Source organism: Streptomyces chrestomyceticus JCM 4735, assembly GCF_003865135.1.
GTDB classification, from domain to species: Bacteria; Actinomycetota; Actinomycetes; order Streptomycetales; family Streptomycetaceae; genus Streptomyces; species Streptomyces chrestomyceticus.
Window position 1 is genome coordinate 8,700,551 of the sequence record NZ_BHZC01000001.1, and the last position, 20,047, is coordinate 8,720,597.

Annotated in this window: 17 protein-coding genes; 7 read left to right on the forward strand and 10 right to left on the reverse strand. The window is 71.7% G+C overall.

The annotated features are described in order from the left end of the window. Nucleotides 1-113 precede the first annotated feature (113 nt). A complete protein-coding gene (locus EJG53_RS37600) occupies nt 114-1,163 on the forward strand; it encodes a LysR family transcriptional regulator (RefSeq protein WP_244955504.1) in 1,050 nt (349 codons plus the stop codon). 157 nt (nt 1,164-1,320) lie between these two features. Further along, nucleotides 1,321-2,706, forward strand: coding sequence for a carbohydrate-binding protein (locus tag EJG53_RS37605; RefSeq protein ID WP_125048625.1), 1,386 nt, complete (start codon nt 1,321-1,323; stop codon nt 2,704-2,706). Nucleotides 2,707-2,962: 256 nt separating this feature from the next. Here the strand turns inward: EJG53_RS37605 and EJG53_RS37610 are convergent, their stop codons facing one another. Both EJG53_RS37610 and EJG53_RS37615 read right to left on the reverse strand, forming a co-directional pair. Next, complete coding sequence (locus EJG53_RS37610; RefSeq protein WP_125048626.1) at nt 2,963-4,372, reverse strand: GNAT family N-acetyltransferase; 1,410 nt, start codon at nt 4,370-4,372, stop codon at nt 2,963-2,965. Nucleotides 4,373-4,572: 200 nt separating this feature from the next. Continuing rightward, entirely contained in the window at nt 4,573-6,198 is a 1,626-nt protein-coding gene (locus EJG53_RS37615; RefSeq protein ID WP_125048627.1) for an alkaline phosphatase D family protein, read from the reverse strand. A gap of 238 nt (nt 6,199-6,436) precedes the next feature. On the opposite strand from EJG53_RS37615, the gene EJG53_RS37620 reads away from it, so the two are divergent. From EJG53_RS37620 to EJG53_RS37630, 3 genes are all read left to right on the forward strand, one after another. Further along, a complete protein-coding gene (locus tag EJG53_RS37620) occupies nt 6,437-7,324 on the forward strand; it encodes an RNA polymerase sigma-70 factor (RefSeq protein WP_125048628.1) in 888 nt (295 codons plus the stop codon). A gap of 366 nt (nt 7,325-7,690) precedes the next feature. Beyond that, complete coding sequence (locus tag EJG53_RS37625) at nt 7,691-8,452, forward strand: GntR family transcriptional regulator (protein WP_125048629.1); 762 nt, start codon at nt 7,691-7,693, stop codon at nt 8,450-8,452. Between the two features lie 55 nt (nt 8,453-8,507). After that, complete coding sequence (locus EJG53_RS37630) at nt 8,508-8,876, forward strand: VOC family protein (protein ID WP_125048630.1); 369 nt, start codon at nt 8,508-8,510, stop codon at nt 8,874-8,876. Between the two features lie 43 nt (nt 8,877-8,919). On the opposite strand, the gene EJG53_RS37635 is transcribed toward EJG53_RS37630, so the two are convergent. From EJG53_RS37635 to EJG53_RS37645, 3 genes are all read right to left on the reverse strand, one after another. Further along, complete coding sequence (locus EJG53_RS37635) at nt 8,920-9,750, reverse strand: alpha/beta fold hydrolase (RefSeq protein WP_125048631.1); 831 nt, start codon at nt 9,748-9,750, stop codon at nt 8,920-8,922. 69 nt (nt 9,751-9,819) lie between these two features. Beyond that, nucleotides 9,820-10,275, reverse strand: coding sequence for a LuxR C-terminal-related transcriptional regulator (locus EJG53_RS44055; RefSeq protein ID WP_371858772.1), 456 nt, complete (start codon nt 10,273-10,275; stop codon nt 9,820-9,822). A gap of 522 nt (nt 10,276-10,797) precedes the next feature. Next, nucleotides 10,798-11,955 carry an ROK family transcriptional regulator gene (locus EJG53_RS37645; RefSeq protein WP_125048632.1) on the reverse strand — a complete coding sequence of 386 codons (1,158 nt, stop codon included), beginning with the start codon at nt 11,953-11,955 and terminating at the stop codon, nt 10,798-10,800. 227 nt (nt 11,956-12,182) lie between these two features. Here EJG53_RS37645 and EJG53_RS37650 point away from each other — a divergent pair, with 227 nt between their 5' ends. Continuing rightward, nucleotides 12,183-12,638, forward strand: a complete 456-nt coding sequence (locus EJG53_RS37650; protein WP_125048633.1) for a hypothetical protein — start codon at nt 12,183-12,185, stop codon at nt 12,636-12,638. Nucleotides 12,639-12,799: 161 nt separating this feature from the next. Here EJG53_RS37650 and proP read toward each other — a convergent pair whose 3' ends face one another. The 5 genes from proP to EJG53_RS37675 form a co-directional block, all read right to left on the reverse strand. After that, nucleotides 12,800-14,332: a glycine betaine/L-proline transporter ProP gene (gene proP, locus EJG53_RS37655; RefSeq protein WP_218041989.1), complete on the reverse strand. Its 1,533-nt coding sequence runs from the start codon at nt 14,330-14,332 to the stop codon at nt 12,800-12,802. A gap of 321 nt (nt 14,333-14,653) precedes the next feature. Beyond that, entirely contained in the window at nt 14,654-15,229 is a 576-nt protein-coding gene (mug, locus tag EJG53_RS37660) for a G/U mismatch-specific DNA glycosylase (protein WP_125048635.1), read from the reverse strand. A gap of 12 nt (nt 15,230-15,241) precedes the next feature. Continuing rightward, on the reverse strand, nt 15,242-16,675 hold the full coding sequence (purB, locus tag EJG53_RS37665; protein WP_125048636.1) for an adenylosuccinate lyase: 1,434 nt from the start codon (nt 16,673-16,675) through the stop codon (nt 15,242-15,244). 768 nt (nt 16,676-17,443) lie between these two features. Beyond that, nucleotides 17,444-18,055, reverse strand: a complete 612-nt coding sequence (locus tag EJG53_RS37670; protein ID WP_125048637.1) for a hypothetical protein — start codon at nt 18,053-18,055, stop codon at nt 17,444-17,446. Nucleotides 18,056-18,125: 70 nt separating this feature from the next. Beyond that, nucleotides 18,126-18,479 carry a hypothetical protein gene (locus EJG53_RS37675; RefSeq protein ID WP_244955505.1) on the reverse strand — a complete coding sequence of 118 codons (354 nt, stop codon included), beginning with the start codon at nt 18,477-18,479 and terminating at the stop codon, nt 18,126-18,128. A 547-nt stretch (nt 18,480-19,026) separates the two neighbouring features. Between EJG53_RS37675 and EJG53_RS37680 the strand changes: the two genes are divergently transcribed. Further along, nucleotides 19,027-19,440: a hypothetical protein gene (locus tag EJG53_RS37680; RefSeq protein ID WP_125048639.1), complete on the forward strand. Its 414-nt coding sequence runs from the start codon at nt 19,027-19,029 to the stop codon at nt 19,438-19,440. Nucleotides 19,441-20,047: the final 607 nt, after the last annotated feature.

Sequence of the window (20,047 nt, forward strand, 5' to 3'; positions counted from 1 at the left end):
GGGCGAACGGGAGCGGAGGGCCGCGGCACCGGCCGCCGCGCCTGGTGACACGGCCGTCATTGGTCCGTACCGGACTCTTGCTCCCGCCCGGAGCGGACCACCAAGCTCACAGAATGGACCTGGAATTGCGGCATTTGAAGACGATCCGGACTATTGCCGACGCGGGCAGCCTGACCAAGGCCGCCGCCCGGCTCGGTCTCGCCCAGCCCGCCCTGAGCGCCCAGCTCAAACGCATCGAGCGCACCCTGGGCGGCCGGCTCTTCGAGCGCGGCCGCTTCGGCGTGCGGCCCACCGCCCTGGGGGAGTTCGTGCTCGAACGCGCCCGCGTGGTGCTGCCCGCGATCAGCGAACTCCAGCAGGAGGCCGTACGGTTCACCAGCGCCGGCCGCGCCGTGACGGGCCTCCGGCTCGGCGGCACCCACGGACCGCTGCTCGGCGGGCTGGTGGACCGGCTTGCCACCGTCCGCCCGGGCGTGCCGGTGACCACGTTCACCACCTGGTCCGAGCGTGAGATCGCCGCGTCCGTCACCGCCGGACGGCTGGACTTCGCCCTGATCGGGGCGTGCGGGGAGAGCCCGGCCCCCGAGCCCGAACGGCTCACCTGGCGGGAGGTCGCGGTGGACCCGGTCTTCGTCATGCTCGCCGAGCGCCACCCGCTGGCCGGCAAGCGGGAGATCGGTTTGGCGGAACTGGCGGCGGAAGCCTGGGCGGACGTACCGGGTGACGGCTGCTTCGCGGACTGCTTCACGCTCGCCTGCGCCCGCGCCGGCTTCACCCCCACCCGCGTCTACGAGACCGACACCGCGTCCTGCATCCACCTCGTCCAGGTCGGCCGGGCCGCCGGCCTGTGCCGCGCGACGCTGCCCCCCACTCCCGGCATGGTGACCAGACCGCTGGCCGGCACGCCCCTGACCTGGCGCCATCTCGTCGGCTGGCACCCGGGCACTCCCGCCGCCGACTCGGCCGCCGAGGTCGTCGCCCAGGCACGCGCCGCGCACGCCGACGCCGCCGCGCGCAGCGACAGCTACACGCAGTGGCTCGCCGACCACGGCGACCCGGCCGATCACCGGGACGCGGCCGATCCCGGGCCACCGTGGAGCGCGGAGGGGCGGTCGGCGGCTCCCGGCCGCCCGTGGCCGCCGAGAGCCACCGACCACCCGTAAGGCCCACCGACCACCTGTAAGCCCCATCGACTACCCGTGAGTCCCACCCGCCATCCATAACACCTGGCAGAAGGACAACTGACATCTTCTCCGGGCCGGCACACGGCACCTACTTTTTCGGCACCTCCACCCCCCCGAGACCGAGGAGACCTCCCCCATGCGCCACAGACACGCCCGAACCAGCGCGTGTGCCGTCATCGCCGCCGTCGGAGCGCTCGTCCTGACCGCGCTGCCCGGCTCGGCGACGGCCCAGACCGTACGGGCGGACTCGACGTCCCCGCAGGCCCCCCACCGCTCGGCCGCCGAGACCCTGTCCGTCAGCGCCACGTCCGACGCCGTGTTCCAGGCGATGAAGCGCGACCTCGGCCTCGACCGGGCACAGGCCGAACGACGCCTGGCGAACGAGGCGGAAGCCGGCGCGGTCGCCGGACGCCTGCACAACGCGCTGGGCGCGTCCTTCGCCGGCGCCTGGGTCAGCGGCACCGAGTCCGCCACCCTCACCGTGGCCACCACCGACGCCGCACGCCTGGCGGCCGTACGGGCGGCGGGTGCGCGCGCCGTCCACGTACCGCACAGCCTCGCCCAACTCGACGCCGCGAAGGACAAGCTGGACCGCGCGTCGGCGCGCCGGGCCGCTCCCGAAGCGTCCTCCTGGGCCGTCGACGTCCGGACGAACACCGTGCAACTGCGCGCCGCCGACCCGGCCGCCGCCCGGTCGTTCGTCGCGGCCAGCGGAGCGGACCGCGGCCTCGTCAGCGTCGGCGCGACCGCCGAACGCCCGCGCCCGCTCTACGACATCCGCGGCGGCGACGCGTACTACATGGGCGGCGGACGCTGCTCCGTCGGCTTCGCGATCACCCGCGGCACCCAGCAGGGCTTCGCCACCGCCGGCCACTGCGGCCGCGCCGGGACCTCCACCACCGGCTACAACCAGGCCGCTCAGGGCAGCTTCCAGGCGTCCACCTTCCCGGGCCGGGACACCGCCTGGGTCGCCGCCAACAGCAGTTGGACCTCGACGCCGTACGTCAAGGGACAGGGCGGCCAGAACGTACGGGTCGCCGGCTCCACCCAGGCGGCGGTCGGCGCCTCGATCTGCCGCTCCGGCTCCACCACCGGCTGGCACTGCGGCACGGTCCAGCAGCACAACACCAGCGTCACCTACCCGCAGGGCACCGTCAGCGGCGTGACCAAGACCTCGGTCTGCGCCGAGCCGGGCGACTCCGGCGGCTCCTTCATCTCCGGCAGCCAGGCGCAGGGTGTCACCTCCGGCGGGTCCGGCAACTGCCGCTCCGGCGGCACGACCTACTACCAGCCCATCAACCCGCTGCTCCAGGGTTACGGCCTGACCCTGAAGACCGGCACCAGCGGCTCCGAGAACCCCGGCCCCGGCCAGCCGGGCGAGACCACCTGGGCCGCCGGCACCGTCTACGAGGCGGGCACCGAGGTCACGTACGACGGCACCACCTACCGCTGCCTCCAGGGCCACCAGGCGCAGTCCGGCTGGGAGCCCGCGAACACACCGTCGCTGTGGGAGCAGGTCTGAGCAGCACGCCGGGTCCTCGACGAGCCGCTGAGGACCGCGGGACGGGCTGAGCGGGACGGCACCGACAGGACGGCCCGGAATCACAGAATGGCCCGGGATCACAGAATGGCCCGGAACCGCAGAACGGCCCAGAACCACCGAGGTACGGCACCGATCCGCACCGGTTTCCGTACCGCCGGGGCCGGCTGGTACGAGCGCTCGCGTACCGGCCGGCCCCACTTTCCTTCGCGCACCCGGGCGCCGCGCGGTCACGCCGTCACGGCGCCTGCGGCCCGGCCCCCGGCACGACGCGGGCCGCCGCCTCCGGCCGTACGGGCTCCCGCCGGGCAGGCAGCCCCTTCGGCCGGGCGCTGATCACCAGCGTCCCTTCCTCGATCTGGTAGTCCAGCGGCAGCCCCAGGCCCCGCATCGCCGCCACCATGCCGGTGTTCGACGCCTGCGTGATCACGTACACGCTCGCGCAGCCCGCGTCGGCCGCCATGCCGACCAGCCGGCGCAGCAGTTCCGAGCCGATGCCGCGCCGCTGCCACGCGTCCTCCACCAGCAGCGCGACCTCCGTCTCCTCGCCGTCCCACAGCAGGTGGCCGAGGGCCACCAGCCGGCCGGACGCCGTCTCGACCGCGAGGGTGCGGCCGAAGCGGGGGGTGAGCAGATGGTTCAGGTAGCGCTCGGCGTCGGCGACCGGGCCCTGGTAGCGCAGTGCCAGCGTCCGGGCCGAGCAGCGGTCGTGCATCTCACGGGCGGCGGCCAGGTCCGAGGTGTCGGCGCGGCGGACCGTGATGGCGTTGCCCTCGGGCAGGGTCAGCACGTCGCGGCGCGGCGGCACCCGCTGGCCGAGCCGGGCGTCCAGCTCGACGAGCGCCCGTACCCGCGCGAACTCGGTGGGCGTGAAGGGCAGATGCGGGCGTTCGATGGTGACGGTTCCCCCGGACGGGTCACGGAATGTCATGCGGTGCTCTTCGAGGATGCCCGCGTCCGGCACCTGTTCGGCGGGCGGGCGGCCTTTCAGGGCCGCCGCGGGCACCGAACGGATGGTGCAGCGGCCCAGCAACTGGCGTAGCGCGAGCGGCAGCTCGGCGGAGTCCAGCGCCGTACGGGTGGCCAGCCCCAGCATCCGGGTGGGGGCGTCCACCAGGTCGTGGGCGTCCGCGCGCTCCAGCCAGGTGTGGGAGCCGCCCGCCGCGGCGACCGTCCGGGTCAGTTCGGTGGCGGGCAGCGGGACGGGGGCGCGCAGCAGGAACTCGTCCACCGTCCCTTCCGACAGCGGATGGGTCTGCAGGCTGAGGATGTCCACCTGGTGCCCGGCCAGGGCCGTGCACAGCGCGGCGAGACTGCCCGGCTGGTCCCGTACGGTCGTACGCATCCGCCACAGCGCCGTCTCCTGCCGCTGCCCCTCGGGAACGGCCGGAGCGGTGGGCGCTGCGGCGCCCGTATCGGTCGGCGGCGGAGCGTGGTCGTGGCGCCGTGACCACCAGGTGTGGAACCCGGCCGTGGCGAGCAGGACGACGGCCGAGCAGCACAGCAGCACCGGCCCCGACGGGCCGTGCACGATGGTGTTGGCGACGGCGTCCGCCACCGACACCGCGGTGAACAGGGCCGCCAGCTCGACCAGGTCCCGCCGCCAGTGGTGGCGGCGGGCGCTCTTGGCAGATGTCGCGTCAGTCATGCAGACCAGCGTCGCCGACGGGTGTTGCCTGATCGAGAACGCTCTGTGACCGATGGGTAAAGGACACAATCGCGGCAAAGGCGGCGGGGCGCGCCGGTCACCTCGTCGGGCGCGGTGCTTGCCACCTGCCCGCTTGCGGCCCGGCCGGCACGGTGCGCTTCTCCCACCCGGTACGCCTCTCCCACCCCGTACACCGCTCCCTACCGTCCCGGCTGCCCCACCCGCCCCGGCTGCAGCGACCGGCTGAACAGAACCTGCCCGCTGTCCTGGCGCAGCCGTACGGTCAGCTCGCCGCTGTCCCCGTCGATGTCCACCTCGCCGAAGTACTGCGGACTCTCGGCGGGGGAGACGTTCGCCCGCTGCGGCGCCTTGACGAAGGGCTGGGCGGGGCCGAACGTGCCGTCCAGCGGCACGGCCGGGAAGCCGCCCGCGTTCAGTGGGCCCGAGACGAACTCCCAGAACGGCGCGAAGTCCTTGAAGGCGGCGCGCGACGGGTCGTAGTGCTGGGCGGAGGTGTAATGCACGTCGGTGGTCAGCCAGACCGTACCGGTGACGCGGTGGTGCTTGATGTGCCGCAGCAGCTCGGCGATCTGCAGCTCCCGGCCCAGCGGCGCGCCCGGGTCCCCCTGCGCCACCGCCTCGAAGTCCGTCTTGCCGTCCGCCACCACGAGTCCCAGCGGCAGGTCGGAGGCGATCACCTTCCACACGGCGCGCGACCGCGACAGCGCGCGCTTGAGCCAGGCCAACTGCTCGGCGCCGAGGATGCCCTGCCGGTCGTCGGTCTGCCGGTTGGGGGAGTTGGCGTTCCGGTACGTGCGCATGTCGAGTACGAAAACGTCCAGCAACGGACCGTGATTGATCACCCGGTAGACCCGGCCGCCCCGGTCCGACCGGAGCGTACGGATGGGGAAGTACTCCCGGAACGCCCGCAGCGACCGGGCCGCGAGCACGTCCACGTCCTTCTCCGTGTACCGGGCGTCGTCCAGGATCTGGCCCGGGTACCAGTTGTTGCGCACCTCGTGGTCGTCCCACTGGATGATGGTGGGGACCTGCGCGTTGAAGCGGCGCAGGTTCGCGTCCAGCAGGTTGTAGCGGAACGCGCCGCGGTACTCCGCCAGCGTCTCGGCGACCTTCGACTTCTCCTCGGTGGTCACATTGCGCCAGATCCTGCCGTCGGGCAGTCGCACACTGGCCTCGATCGGACCGTCGGCGTAAATGTTGTCGCCGCTGCACAGGAAGAAGTCCGGATCGCGGCGGCGCATCTCCTCGTAGATCCGGTAGCCGCCCAGCTCCGGGTTGATGCCCCAGCCCTGCCCGGCGAGGTCGCCCGACCAGGTGAAGCGCACACCGTCGCGGCGCCGGTCCGAGGCGGTACGGAACGTTCCGGTGACCGGCTCGCCCGTACGCCGGTAGTCGTACGGGTCGGCCAGCAGCACCCGGTAGTGGATCTGCTCGCCGGACGGCAGACCGTGCAGCGCGGTGGTGCCGGTGAAGTCCGTACCGGGGCCGAGCACCGGGCCGTGCCAGGTACGGGCGTTGCGGAACGACTCGGTCGCCGCCGTCTGCACCACCATCCGGGCCGGCCGGTCGGACCGCACCCACACCAGCCCGGAGGAGGTCGTCACATCCCCGGTCTGCACACCCCACGGAGCACTCGGCCGCCCGGCCCGCGCCTGCGCCACTGCTGTACGGGGCACGGCGCCCGCTGCCGAACCGCCCGCGCCCGCGGCGTTCGCGGCGGCGGGAAGGGCCAGTGCCGCGGTGCCGAGCGCCGCGCCGTGCAGCACCGACCGCCGGTTGACGGCTCTGCCGGATCCCTGCGCCATGTGAAACCTCCCGTAATACGACCGATCTTGGTGACGTTCCCGTTCGTACCGGCACCCGGTGCCCCGCCGCCGAACGGACGGTGAACTCCGGGAGGCTTGCAGAGTACGGCGGAACGGGCGCCACGGCGGCCGCACCGGTCCCGGTTCTTCCGGCCGGTGCCCGCACACCACGCCCGAACCGGCCACCTCACGGGTGTCCCCGCTGGACAACGCCCGGCCGGCCCGTTGGGATGAAGGCGTGCGCACCGACTCCGCGACCGACGTCTTCCAGGAGCACCGACCCGTACTGCTGGGCGTGGCCTACCGGATGCTCGGCCGGGCGGCCGACGCCGAGGACGTGGTGCAGGAGGCATGGCTGCGCTGGTCGTCCGCCGACCGGCAGCAGGTCCGCGAACCGCGTGCCTATCTGGTGCGTGTCACGACCCGGCTGGCCATCGACCGGCTGCGGCAGGTCCAAGCGCGCCGCGAGGCGTACGTAGGCCCCTGGCTGCCCGAGCCGCTGGCCACCGACTTCGGCGACACGGCCGCCGACACCGCGGAACGCGCCGTTCTCGCCGAGTCCGTCACCCTCGCCATCCTGGTGGTGCTGGAGTCGCTGTCGCCGCTGGAGCGCGCGGTGTTCGTGCTGCGCGAGGCATTCGGCTACCCGTACGCCGAGATCGCCGCCATCCTGGAGCGCGGCGAGGCGGCGGTGCGCCAACTGGCGGGCCGCGCCCGGCGCCACGTCGAAGAGCGCCGCCCGCGCTTCGAGGTCGACCCGGCCCGGCAGCGCGACCTGACCGAGCGCTTCCTCGCGGCAGCGGCGGGTGACGACCTGCAAGGGCTGCTGAGTCTGCTGGCCGAGGACGTACGGCTGGTCGGCGACAGCGGTGGCAAGGCCAAGGCGCCGCTGCGGATCATCGAGACCGCCGACAAGGTCGGCCGCTTCCTGCTCGGCGTGGCCCGGGCCGGCATCCCGTCGGCCGAGTTCGTCTTCCGGGAGCTGAATGGTGGAGTCGCGCTGCTGGTGCTCTCCGGGGGCAAGGCCGATGCGGTCTTCCAGGTCGATGTGGTGGACGGTCGGATCCAGACCGTGTACATCATCCGTAACCCGGACAAGCTGGGGTCACTCGCCGAGCCGGTGTGAGCCTTCCGCCGCCCTGGCCTCGGCCCGGCCCCCGCCCCGGGGCTTTCACCAGCCCGTCCCGTACCGCTGTCCCGACCGGGGAGTCCTCGTCACGCAGCGCGTCGGCGGCCGGAACGTGAACGGACCAGATGTGCAGCGGCGTGAGCATGATCGGCAGGCCGACCGGCCGCGGTCGCGGTCACCGGCCGTGAACGGATCGGTCGATTGGTCTTGACCAAGGGTGGGGGCGGCCATATCGTCACAGGGATACTGCAACAACCTTTAATAAAGAAGCGCTCATATCCGGGCGCACGTACGGGCTCGGGACGGGCCCGCACTCCGGTGGGGACCACCTCCGCCGGGAAGACGGCCATGGCGGAGGACAGGGTGGGGACCACGCAGCTCGAAACGGCGCCGGAGCCGAAGTACTGGCACCTCAAGACCGTGCTCAGCGAGGCGCTGGACTCGGAGTTCTCGGTCGGTGAGATCCTGCCCAACGAGCGCGAGCTGGCGGCGCGGTTCGGCGTCGCGCGCGCCACCCTGCGGCAGGCGCTGGAACAGTTGGAGCTGGAAGGCCGGCTGCAGCGCCGTCGCGGTGTGGGTACGACCGTCGCGCCGCCCCGCGTGGGCGTGGCCGTCGACCCCGCGCGCCACACCTGGCCGGGCACGCCCGGTGACGACTGGCAGCCCGTCGACGCCGTCGAGTCGCAGAACGTGCCCGCGGCCGTGGCGCGCCATCTGGAACTGGCGCCCGGCGAGCAGGTGCACGTCGTGCACCGCAGCCGCGTCACCCACGGCCAGCCGGTCGCCGCCGAGCAGCTCTACGTACCCGCCCGCTCCGTACCGGAGGCCGAAACGGCCGCCGGCGCCGCCGTGGACGCCCCGGCGCGGGCCCGTACCGTCCTGCGTGAGCTCCAGCAGCTCGAACTGGAAGGCCAGGACCGGTCCGTGGAACTCGGCTCGGCCCGCGCGGACGACGCCAAGGAACTGGACCGCCTGCCCGGCGCCCCCGTCCTCGTCGTCACCACCCGCTACTTCGCGGGCGGCCGCACCGCAGCCGTCGCCCTGTCCACCTACCGCGCCGACACCTGCCGGCTCACCTTCGGCGACAACGAGACGGACGCGGGAGTCACTGTCCTCGCGAGCTAGGACATACTGGAGCATCCCTGCCGCCACCGGAGCGCCGCTGCGCGACAATCGCCCCATGCTGAAGATCGGATCGGTCGTGCTGGGTGCTTCGGACGTGCGGCGTGCGGCCGCCTTCTGGGCGGACGCCCTGGGGTACGAGCCACGCGAGGAGACGGAAGACGACTGGGTGGTCCTGAAGCCCGCGCAGGGGGCCGGGGTCCAGGTGTCGATCGGCCGGAGCGAGACGCCCGTCCAGGAGCATCCACGGGTCCACCTGGACCTGTACGCCGGCGACGCCGCCGACCAGGCCGCCGAGGTCGAGCGCCTGGTGTCCCTGGGTGCCCGGCGGGTCGACTGGGACCGCTACCCGGACGACGCCGACTTCGTCGTCCTGGCGGACCCCGAGGGCAACCGCTTCTGCGTGATCGACACCGGACGCGGCTGAGCGGGGGAGTGCGGGAAGCGGGGGCGGCGCGGGGGCTCATCGGTCACCGGCTCCCCTCCGCCGTACCGGTCGGCGACGCGTCGGCCGACGGTGCCAGGAAGGCCCGCACCATCGGCACGACGAGGTCGGCGCGCCGCGGCAGATTGCTGTGGGTCGTCCCCGGGAGCACCCCGAGCTGTGAGCCGGGGATCAGCTCATGCATCTCGACGGCGTGTTCCAGCCGGACGAAGTCGGTGTCCCCCACCAGCAGCAGGACGGACGCTTCCAGGCCGGCCAGGTCCCGGGCGGGCCAGCCCTCGAAGGCATGCACCGTCGGTTGCAGCTTCTCGGCGAACGCCTCGAAGCGTCCGGGGTCGGGGGCGACCTTCGCGTACGCCTCGTACATCTCCTGGAAGTCGCTCTCGGTGGGCATCCGCCGGGAGCCCAACTGGGCCCGCGGGTCGAGAATGTCCGGGTGGTAGCCGTCGGGCCGGTAGTGGGTGGAGGCGAGCACCAGCCGGTTCACCCGAGCGGGACAGGTGACCGCAAGCTGAAGGGCGGTCAGTCCGCCGAGGCTGAATCCGAAAAAATCCGCCCGGTCGATCCCGAGGTGGTCCAGCAGCCCCACCACGTCGTCGGCCAGATACGCGAGCGTCGGGTCCCGGTCGATGTCACCGGTGTGCCCGTGCCCTTGCAGCTCGACGGCGACGACCTGCCGCGTCGCGGCGAGCGCGGGCAGTATGCCGCCGAAGGTGAGGTCGATGGTGAGCAGCCCGCCGTGCAGCAGGACCAGCGGCTGCCCCGTGCCGTGGGCCTCGTAGTACAGCTCCAGCCCGTTGACCCGCGCATATCCGGCGGACGACGGATACGTGGCCGACTCCTGTCCCTCACTCATCGCGCTCTCCCCGGCTCGGCCCCGTGACCGGCCCTGTGACGCCTGCGTGGCCGGTCTCCGAGGTAACTGTCAGCACACTAGCCGGGGGTCTGACAACGCCTCCGCGTCACGCCGGGGCGGGTTGAGGACAGCGTGGGCGCGGCGGTTGTTGCTGTCGTCATCGGTGATGCCCAGTTCGCCGGGCCTGGAGGCGGCGCGCTTGCTGATGGAGCTCTCACTGAGGAAGAGTCGCTGCCCGATGGTCTGGTTGGACAGTGCCTCGACTATGAGGCCGGGCACGGAGAGCTCACGTTCGGTCAGGCTCGCGAGACGCCGGTTTGGGGACAGGGCCGGCGGGCGCCTTGGCCTGGTCGGGGCGGTCGCCGCCGGCCTATCCGCGGTCGCCAGGGACAGCCCGAGTGGTACCAGCCGGGCCTTGGCCCCGCCGTGCAGGTGCCGTTCGTTCCGTCGGATCTCGGCAGCCTGCGCGACCGTCGTGTCCGCGCGCCGGGCAGGCAGCTCGTCTATCCGGTTCGCTGGCACCATCGCCCGCGAAGGGCCCAGGAGGCGGAGAGTCACCGGACCTACGGAACGCCAGGTGTACGGAGCGCTCACGACGGCCACGGCGGAGCCAGCCACCCTGGCCAGGCGCGCGACGAGCTACGGCCGGCCGAACCCGAGCACCGCGGTCGCGACCCCGGTCGGCGGGGTGGCCGAGACGACACCCGTGGTGAACGGTGCGAGGACCGCGAAGCACGGGTCGCAGGATCGTTCCAGCGGGTGCGTCGCCGCTGGCCTATGAGGGCGTCTTGCCGCGTGCGGTGGGCAAGGCGGTGTCCGTCCCTTGCGCGTCGAGGAAGCGGACAGCTCGGCAGATGGGGCGGGGGCAGGGCGAGCGTGCCCCCGCAGATCAGTACGAGCGGCGCCCCCCAGGATCACGGATTGTCCGCTCCCCATCAGAGGCCCAGCGCTACGGCGGCGGCCCATACCGCGGGGCCGCCAGGGCGACGACCATTACGGCGCACCCGGCGCACCCTATTCACCTGGGCCCCGCCTCACCTGCGCCCCTCACCCCCGCGCCGTGACCGCTCCGTCCACCGCGAACAGTTCACCCTCCACATGGTCCAGCGCGAGCCGCAGCGCGCCCGTGGCCACCGCCGCTTCGCCGAGTACGGACAGGGCCACCCGGGGCGGCCGCAGGCAGTAGCGGGCCAGTTCGGCGCGGAGGGGTTCCAGTACGTCGTCCAGGCCGGCGGCCCAGCCACCGACGATCACCAGTTCCGGGTCGAGGGCCAGCACCAGCGCCGCGACGTCGTGCACCAGCCGCTGGAGGAAACGGTCCATCGCGTCCCGGGCCCGCGCGTCCCCGTCACGCGCGAGGGCGAACACCCGCGCCACCTGTGCCTCGTCCAACGGGTGCAGCGGCTGCCCGGTCGTGGACAGCAGCTTCTCCGGGGTGGCCTCGCGCCCCAGTAGGTGCAGTGCGCCGATCTCCCCGGCGGCGCCGCCGAAGCCCCGGTGCAGCCGCCCGCCGATCAGCGCGCCCGCCCCCGGGCTCAGCCCGGCGAGGACGAACACGATGTCGTCCGAAGCGGCGGCCGCGCCCTTCCAGTGCTCGGCCACGGCGGCGGCGTTCGCGTCGTTCTCCACCAGGACGGGGCACCGGAAGGAGCGGCGCAGCCGGTCGCCCAGCGGCAGGCCGGTCCAGCCCGGGAGCGCCGTGCCCAGCCGTACGGTGCCGTCCGCCTCCACGATGCCGGGACTGCCCACCCCGACCGCCCGCAGCGAACTGCGGGCCACGCCCGCCCGCCGCAGCAGCTCGGCCACCGCGGCCCGTACCTTCTCCAGCCGGTCGTCGGCGGACGCCGACTCCTCGACCGCCCGCTGCGCGGAGCCGAGCACCCGCCCGCCGAGGTCCGACAGCAGGGCGGCCACCCGGTGCGGGCCGATCTCGATGCCGAGCAGATGCCCGGCCTCCGTACGGAAGCGGAAGCGGCGAGCCGGGCGGCCCTGGCGGCGGGCGGTGCCTTCGTCGGCGGGCGCCTCGGCCACCAGGCCGGCCTCGATGAGGCCCTCGACCACGCCCTCGACGGTGGGCCGGGACAGGCCGGTCACTTCCACGAGGTGGGTGAGCGTCGGGGAGTCTGCGGCGCGCAGCGCGTGCAGTACCACCGCGGAGTTGATCCGTCGCAGCAGGGAGGGGTCCCCGCCGGTTAGCCGCCCCAACGTCCGTCTCCCTCGCATTGCGTGTGTGGCGGATCGTAGCCGGTCAGCCGGTGTGCGGCGAGTCCCGGGCACCGCGCCGGGGCTTCCCGGCGGGCTGTACGGGCGGCTGCACGGTGGCCGTGGGCCGGTGCGCGTTCCGCCGATTTTCGGAACTCGGCGGGAGCCGCCGAGATCCCCCGGAGCCTGACGCGGAGCCAATTGTCAGACCCTGGCTGTTTACTGACGGCATGACGCACACGACCACCACCGCACAGCATCTCACCGCCATCGACCTCCTCCTCCGCCGCGACTTCCCCGACGAGCCGGTCCGCTCCGCCATGGTCCAGAGCGGCCCGGGATTCCACGTCGCCCAGTTGCGCGGCGACGAGCAGCTCTGGGACGCCGACCCGGCGGACGTCGAGGAGACCGCGCAGGAGTACCGCGCCGAGCTGGAGGGACTCATATCGGCTCTCTGTTTACGCTGGGGCGAGCCCGAGCTGCTCGACCTCGCGGGCCATCTGGAGCGGGTGGCCATGGGGATGCCGGTCCGGCCGCCGCTCGACGTCCTGTGCGGCCAGGTCCCGCGGGTGCACGCCTGGCGTGCCGAAGGGCGCTGGATCGCGGTCGGCCTGGGGGAGGGCGGGCCGGAGATGCCGGTCTTCCAACTGCTGGCGGCGGTGGGCCGGGCGGATGCGGTGCGCTGACCACGGGAAACGGGTGGCGGCGGCGGTGCCGCCGGCCCGGTGTGGACCAGTTGCACCGCCACCGCCACCCGTTCGGGGCCCGTGGGATGCGGGGGCCGCGCGCGGACCGTACCGGCGCGGCCGTCCCTGCCTCGTTCTGCGGGCTGTCCGCCCGGCTCGGCCTACTTGTCCTGGTCGTGCTGCTTGTCGCGGTGGTGCGCCCAGGGGTGCCGCAGCCGGATCCAGATGTCCCGGGCCTGGCGTCCCGCCTCGGTCCGGCTGTGCGCCACCAGCTCGCGGGCCTGTTCCGGGGTCTCGACCATCGGGCCGGAGCCCCGCAGCGGCTTGCCCGCCGTCTCGTGCAGGAAGAAGGCGGCGATGAAGCCGATGACACCCGCGATCATCAGGTAGTACGCGGGAATCATGTGACTGCCCGTGGACTCCACCAGCGCGGAGGCGACCAGCGGGGTGGTACCGCCGAAGAGCGAGACGGAGATGTTGAACGCGATGGACAGCGCCCCGTAACGCAGATGGGTGGGGAAGAGCGCCGGCAGCGTCGAGGCGGAGGTGCCCGCGAAGCACACCAGCAGCAGACCCAGGATGAGGCACCCGAAGGCCGGCATCAGGATGCCGCCTTCGCGGATCAGCAGGAACGCCGGATAGGCCAGCGCGACGAGCGCGATGCTGGACGCCATGAACACCGGCCGGCGGCCCCACCGGTCCGAGGTACGGCCCACGGTCGTGATCGTCAGGGCGACGACGACCATGGTGCCCAGGACCATGAGCTGGGCGGTCGTGGCGTCCTCGCCGAGCGTCTCGGTCATGAAGGTCGGGAGGTAGGACGTCACCATGTAGTTGGTGACGTTGTACAGCAGTACCAGTCCCATGCAGATCAGCACGGCTTCCCAGTGCCCGGCGAAGATCTCCTTCAGCCGGCCCTTGCCGGACTGCCGGGCCTCCTCGACGGGCGTGTCGCCGGAGCTCGCGTTCTCGGCCTGCTGCCGCGCGGCTTCCGCCTCCTGCTTGAAGGCCGGGGTCTCCTCCAGCTTCATGCGCATGTAGAGGCCGATCAGACCGAGCGGCCCGGCCACCATGAAGGGAATGCGCCAGCCCCAGCTCTCCAATCCGTCCGTGCCCAGTACGGCGGTGAGCACGGTGACCAGGCCCGAGCCGAGGGCGTAGCCGACGAAGGTGCCGAAGTCGAGCCAGCTACCGAGGAAGCCGCGGCGCTTGTCCGGGGCGTATTCGGCGATGTAGGTCGTGGCACCGGCGTACTCACCACCGGTCGAGAAGCCCTGCACCAGTCGGCACAGGAGCAGCAGCAGCGGCGCCGCGAAGCCGATGGAGTCGTAGCCGGGCAGGAAGCCGACCGCGAAGGTGCTGATCGCCATCATGATCATGGTGGCGGCCAGCACCCGCTGCCGTCCGATGCGGTCGCCCAGCGGTCCGAAGACCAGACCGCCGAGCGGCCGCACGAGGAAGGCGGCGGCGAAGGTGGCGAAAGTGGAGACGAGCTGGGCGCCGGGGGAGCTGGACGGGAAGAAGACCTTGCCCATCGTGGCCGCCAGATAGGCGTAGACCCCGAAGTCGAACCACTCCATCATGTTGCCGAGGGCGGCCGCCGTGACCGCGCGGCGTACCTGCGGTCCGGGGGTGACGGTGACTTCCTCGACACTGAGCTGGTGTTTGCGTCGGCGCAGCAGGGTGCGCAGCAGCCGGTCGGTGTCGGAGTTTCTTCCTCCGTCCGACCGCTTGTTCCGCCGGACGCGCGGCGGCTGAGGCTGACCGGTAGTCATCTCGTCCTGTCGCTAGGGGCTGAGCGGCACATCGGTAACTCCGAGTATCAACGTAAAGGTCGAAATCGGCATAACCAGCATAGGAGCGGCACGAATGGGGCTAACGGAACGCCGGGCGGACTGTCGGCTCACTGGCCGTATCCACCCGGCGCAACGTTCCCGAACGGGCTAAACGCTCGGCACGGCCCCACTATCCCGTGCGCCCTACACATAACGCACGCCTTACCCGTAACGCGCGCCTCACACGTCCCGCGCGTCACCTTCCTCGGCTTCGTCGGCGAAAGCCGCCACACGCAGCCGGGCATACTCCTCCGCCAGCGCGGCCGGCGGATAGTGCGCGTTGAGCCCACTGGGGTTGGGCAGCACCCAGACGCGGGTGTCGCCGATCGTCCGCTCCTGCGGCCCGACCTTGGCGTGCTTGTCGTCGAAAGCCACCCGATAGGCCGTCACCCCGGCCACCGCGAGCCACTCCGGCCGCAGCCGCCGCACCTTCTCGGCCAGCTCCTGCCCGCCCTCGCGGAACTCCTCCGTGGTCAGCTCGTCGGCCCGGGCGCTGGCCCGCTTCACGACATTGGTGATGCCCAGGCCGTAGTCGAGCAGCTCCTGCTCCTCGGCGGGCTTGAGGACCCGCGGGGTGAAGCCGGACGCGTGCAGGGTGGGCCAGAAGCGGTTGCCGGGCCGGGCGAAGTGATGACCGGTCGCGGCCGACAGCAACCCGGGATTGATACCGCAGAAAAGCACCCGCAGGCCGGGCGCCGCCACGTCGGGGACGAGGCGGCCGCGCGCGGCCTGCAGTTCCTCGGGAGTGAATCCCATCTCAGCAGAGCCTCACAGGATCGAGCCCGGCGCGTACGCCGCGGCCTCGGGGTACTGCTTGGTGATCTCCTCGATCCGCGACACGACGGCGGCCACCTGGTCGGCGGCGGCGCCGGTGAAGGACAGCTTGTCCGCCATCAGCGCGTCCAACTGCGCACGGTCCAGCGGAATCCGGTCGTCCGCCGCCAGCTTGTCGAGCAGTTCGTTGCGCTCCGCACCCTGTTCGCGCATGGCGAGCGCCGCGGCGACCGCGTTCTCCTTGATCGCCTCGTGCGCCACCTCACGGCCCACCCCGGCCCGTACGGCACCCATGAGCACCTTGGTCGTGGCGAGGAAGGGCAGATAGCGGTCCAGCTCGCGCGCGACGACGGCGGGGAAGGCGCCGAACTCGTCCAGCACGGTCAGGAACGTCTCCAGCAGACCGTCCAGGGCGAAGAAGGAGTCCGGCAGCGCGACCCGGCGCACCACCGAGCAGGACACGTCGCCCTCGTTCCACTGGTCGCCGGACAGCTCGGCGGCCATCGAGGCGTAACCGCGCAGGATGACCATCAGGCCGTTGACGCGCTCGCAGGAGCGGGTGTTCATCTTGTGCGGCATCGCGGACGAGCCCACCTGACCGGGCTTGAAGCCCTCGGTCACCAGCTCGTGGCCGGCCATCAGCCGGATCGTCTTGGCGATCGAGGACGGCGCCGCGGCGAGCTGCACCAGCGCGGTGACCACGTCGTAGTCCAGCGAGCGCGGGTAGACCTGCCCGACGGAGGTGAACGCCTGGCCGAAGCCGAGGTGCCCGGCGATCCGCTGCTCCAGCTCGGCCAGCTTCGCGGCGTCGCCGCCCAGCAGGTCCAGCATGTCCTGCGCGGTGCCGACCGGGCCCTTGATGCCGCGCAGCGGGTAGCGGGTCAGCAGGTCGGTCAGCCGCCCGTAGGCCACCAGCAGCTCGTCGGCGGCGGTCGCGAAGCGCTTGCCCAGCGTGGTGGCCTGCGCCGCGACGTTGTGCGAACGCCCCGCCATGACCAGCTCGGCATGCTCACCGGCGAGTCGCCCCAGCCGTGCCAGGACGGCGACCGTACGGTCGCGCATCAGCTCCAGCGACAGCCGGATCTGCAACTGCTCGACGTTCTCGGTCAGGTCGCGGGAGGTCATGCCCTTGTGGACCTGCTCGTGCCCGGCGAGGGCGTTGAACTCCTCGATACGGGCCTTCACGTCGTGCCGGGTGACCTTCTCCCGCTCGGCGATCGAGGCCAGGTCGACGTCGTCCAGCACCCGCTCGTAGTCGGCGAGCGCCTGCTCCGGCACCTCCACCCCGAGGTCCTTCTGCGCGCGGAGCACCGCCAGCCACAGCTTGCGCTCCAGCTTGACCTTGTACTCGGGGGACCACAGGACGGCGAGCTCCGCGGAGGCGTAGCGGCCGGCCAGGACATTCGGAATGCGGGGCTTGGCAGTCACGTAACGAGAGCTTACCTGCCGTCCCTGGTACCCATGACGCCCAGGCGGGGCACCTACGGGCCAGGTCAGCGCACGGCCACCGACCCCTCGGCTCACGCATACGAGACGCATGTGAGTCGGACCGGCTGCTCGCCGCACGGAAGCGGAGCCGCGTCACCGTCCGTGCCGATGCGGGTCTGCAGCGTAGCTCCGGCGGGCGCCGCGTGCGAGGCGTCCGCCGCGCGAGCGGATGGAGCTGGGGTTCCTCCCCGAGGAGCGGTCCTCGACGGTCTGAGCCAGGCGCGACGATCGGAGTTCCGGTCGCTCTCTCAGCGTCTGGCGGGAGCGGCGGGGCCCCACCCAACACCTGCCCGTCTGCTTGCAGCGCCGGGGCTTCGGCCAAGTCGCTGCCCGGGGGCCTCGTGCGGGTCCGTTCTTTCCGCGATGACGCAGCTCCCGAACAGCGACCGGGACAAGCTCGGCGCATCGGCCAGCAGCACCCAGACCTCCAGCAGCGCATCGTCGGTGCCGCACTGCGGACAGGTGATCTGGGGGCGCTGATCGGCATCGCCCCAGTTGGCCTTCCTCCAGGAGACGAGGGCGGTCGTCGGGCGGGACCACCGGGCGTGGCAGAAACGGCAGACCCGCCCTTGCCGCCGCCGGTGACCAGGGCCCACTCGCTACAGATGGGGCAGGCGAGGGTGCGGTCCGTGACAAGGGCCAGTTCGCCCTGCAGACGGGCGAGGCGGGTCGCGGGGCAGACGGGCACCTGCAGGGCCGTGTACGAGGTCAGCCGCAGCCGGCAGTTTGCGAGGTCCACCTCGCGCTCGGGAATGGCGGGCAAAAGCTCGGCCAGGATGAAGTCGATGAGGAAATCGAGAACCTGGCCCACGCGGGTTTCGATCTCCCGGGTCGAGATCGAGTGCAGGCCGTGGTGCAGAAGTGCGTTGTCCAGGCGGCGAGGATGCTCAGACTCTTGGCCGCCCGGGCGCCGACGGTGACGTCGGCGATCTTCTTCAGGCGCTCAAGAGTATGGGTGAGGGTGCAGCTCTCGAAGCCGCCGGACCCATAGCGGCGGTGGCTGGCGGTGCCGAGGTCTCGGAAGACCTGGGTCCAGTGCACCCGGGCGAGGAGAGCCTTGAGCAGGACCTCGGTGTCGGCGTGCAGGTTCAGCACCACGTACTCCAGCTTTCGCGGGCTCGGCGGGGCGCGGCGGAGGTTCTTCGAGACCGACCGCAGGTAGTCGATGGCGTTGGGCACCGACGGAAAGCGCACCTCGTGGCCGGCCGGCGGCGGGGGCTTCGGCGGGCGGCCGGGTCGGCCGCCCGCGAGGTCAAAAGGCCGTTTGACCTGGGGAAATGCGATCTGTCCACGACCCTGCCGCCCCGTTACGCCATTCATGACCGCCGCTATCCCGCGATGCGGGCGGCGGCGTGATGAGGCCCCCGTCACGGCGGGAGCCGCGTCGTGTCTACAGGTCCAGCAGGGCCCACAGACGGCGTCCGTCGGGCGCGCTGTCGGTGCCGCAACTGGTGGCGCCGAGTGCGGCGAGGCGGGGCAGGACGGTGTCGTCGGGTGCGGGGCCGGGCTGGTGGCTGAGCACCAGGACGAGGGCCTGCTGATCCTGGTCGGCGAGATGGAGGCTGACGCGCCGGCCGCCGTCACCGACCGCGGCCTCCACCATGAGGACGACCATGGCGCCCACGGCCTCGCCGTCGGGCCGGTACCCCCACTTCTGCAACTGCTTCACGACGCGTTTGCGGGCCCCGGCGGGTGCCCACGGCTGGGATTCCAGCGGCCAGTTCGCGCCGCGCCGGTTGGCCATGCTGACCCGGTGCCGGTTCGCGGGCGCCGGGACGTGCTTGGGTTGGTTGGGCCGCGGGGGTTCGACCGGGCGCTTCGGTGGCGGAGGCGTTTTCGGCGGGTAGTCGGGCCGCTTCCCGGTGTTCAGTGGCGATGTCACGGCGGCCTCCCAGGTGGAGAAGTGCGCCAGGGGAACGGTACCCCCTGGCAGGTGCCACTCCTCCCTCAAGAGTGTGTGTCCGGTTCGTACGGTTGCACGGTGCTGCAGTACGAGGCGTCGCTGACGCTTGGGAGTGCGGCGCCAGAGAAAAACTTAGCCTCGGGGCAACACGCAGAGGCCACGGCGCAGGGGCCCGAGAAGGCGTCCGATGCGATCAAGTGCCGCGTGGCGGGTGAGCAGCGGTATGCGCTGTAGTCGGCCGCTCTGCCGCTCTCAAGTGATAGTGCTCTCATATGATTGGTATTCCTCAAACCGCTCGTGCGAGGGATTTTCGCATTACCTCCTGGAGAGTAGTTTCTTAATTGAACCTGCTCGTCCAATGCATCATCGATAGGCCACAGGAGGAAATGTGCGAAAGGTTCTGATGTTCGCGTTCGCGGGCGCTCTTCTCGCGGGCACTGCTGTCACCGCGGTGGCAGAGGACGGCGACGGCGGACCCGGGGGCGGAGCCGACCCCGTCGTCCGTGCGCTCACCTGCACTGACCGGAAGGTAGAAATCGGCTACGACGGCCAGCGCAGGGGATACCAGGACTGGTATGGCCTGTACAACGGCCAGGCGGACAAGAACGACTGGAAGAAGAACATCGTCAGCACGGTCGAGGGGGTCGGCTGGAAGTACGCGCGTAACGGAAGCTCGCTTCTGACGAACACGCAGCAGGGGGAGCGGCTGCACGCGGTGTACTGGAAGTGGTCGTCGGCCACGAACGGGTGGGCAGTTCAGAGTGACGGGACCGAGGAGGACAAGGACTGCACCAAGAGCTAGTGGTGTCTGATATGCCTTCGCATTAACCCGTTGATGGTGGTTAATGTGTCAGGGGTTCTGATTTCTCTAAATTGGTTTTCTTGGCGCGACCGAATGAGCCATTCTTGATTATGGGGACGATCTTGCCAAGATGGCTTTCATGTGTGGCGTGGAGGTAACCATGTCTGCGCCCTGTCGGCCGAGTGGTTGACAGGGCGCAGCGCTCGTCCGGCGACGCCCTGAAAGCGTGCGGGGGGGGCGTCTCGGTGACCAGTGCTCGGCCTGTGTCGTGCGTCGGCGCCTTCGTCCTGGGCCCTGCCCGTGGTCGGTCTCGGCTTCGGCGACGGCCCAGCACGTGCCATGCAGCGTCCCGAAATGCCAGGGTGACGGCTGTACGGAGGGGCTGCCAGGTTGCTGGCCGGCTGAGGTTCCGCTGGCCGTGATGTGAGGCGACGGCTCCGTGTCCGTGCAAGTACCTCCATGGGATAACGCGCGCCGATCAGTTCAGCGCAGACGGCCCGTAAGGCGCAGCAGTTGGATGCCGGTGAGCACCAACGCACCCGCTCCTGGACGAGTGGCAGGTGCAGCGCGTTTGGCCGAGGTGCATCCGCGGCCCGCGCACTGCTCG

What these genes read in the sequence shown, in the direction of transcription:
- EJG53_RS37600 (WP_244955504.1), top strand. Translation starts at nt 114, where the DNA reads ATGGACCTGGAATTGCGGCATTTGAAGACGATCCGGACTATTGCCGAC.
- EJG53_RS37605 (WP_125048625.1), top strand. Translation starts at nt 1,321, where the DNA reads ATGCGCCACAGACACGCCCGAACCAGCGCGTGTGCCGTCATCGCCGCC.
- EJG53_RS37610 (WP_125048626.1), bottom strand. Translation starts at nt 4,372, where the DNA reads ATGACTGACGCGACATCTGCCAAGAGCGCCCGCCGCCACCACTGGCGG.
- EJG53_RS37615 (WP_125048627.1), bottom strand. Translation starts at nt 6,198, where the DNA reads ATGGCGCAGGGATCCGGCAGAGCCGTCAACCGGCGGTCGGTGCTGCAC.
- EJG53_RS37630 (WP_125048630.1), top strand. Translation starts at nt 8,508, where the DNA reads ATGCTGAAGATCGGATCGGTCGTGCTGGGTGCTTCGGACGTGCGGCGT.
- EJG53_RS37635 (WP_125048631.1), bottom strand. Translation starts at nt 9,750, where the DNA reads ATGAGTGAGGGACAGGAGTCGGCCACGTATCCGTCGTCCGCCGGATAT.
- EJG53_RS44055 (WP_371858772.1), bottom strand. Translation starts at nt 10,275, where the DNA reads ATGGTGCCAGCGAACCGGATAGACGAGCTGCCTGCCCGGCGCGCGGAC.
- EJG53_RS37650 (WP_125048633.1), top strand. Translation starts at nt 12,183, where the DNA reads ATGACGCACACGACCACCACCGCACAGCATCTCACCGCCATCGACCTC.
- mug (WP_125048635.1), bottom strand. Translation starts at nt 15,229, where the DNA reads ATGGGATTCACTCCCGAGGAACTGCAGGCCGCGCGCGGCCGCCTCGTC.
- EJG53_RS37670 (WP_125048637.1), bottom strand. Translation starts at nt 18,055, where the DNA reads ATGAATGGCGTAACGGGGCGGCAGGGTCGTGGACAGATCGCATTTCCC.
- EJG53_RS37675 (WP_244955505.1), bottom strand. Translation starts at nt 18,479, where the DNA reads ATGGCCAACCGGCGCGGCGCGAACTGGCCGCTGGAATCCCAGCCGTGG.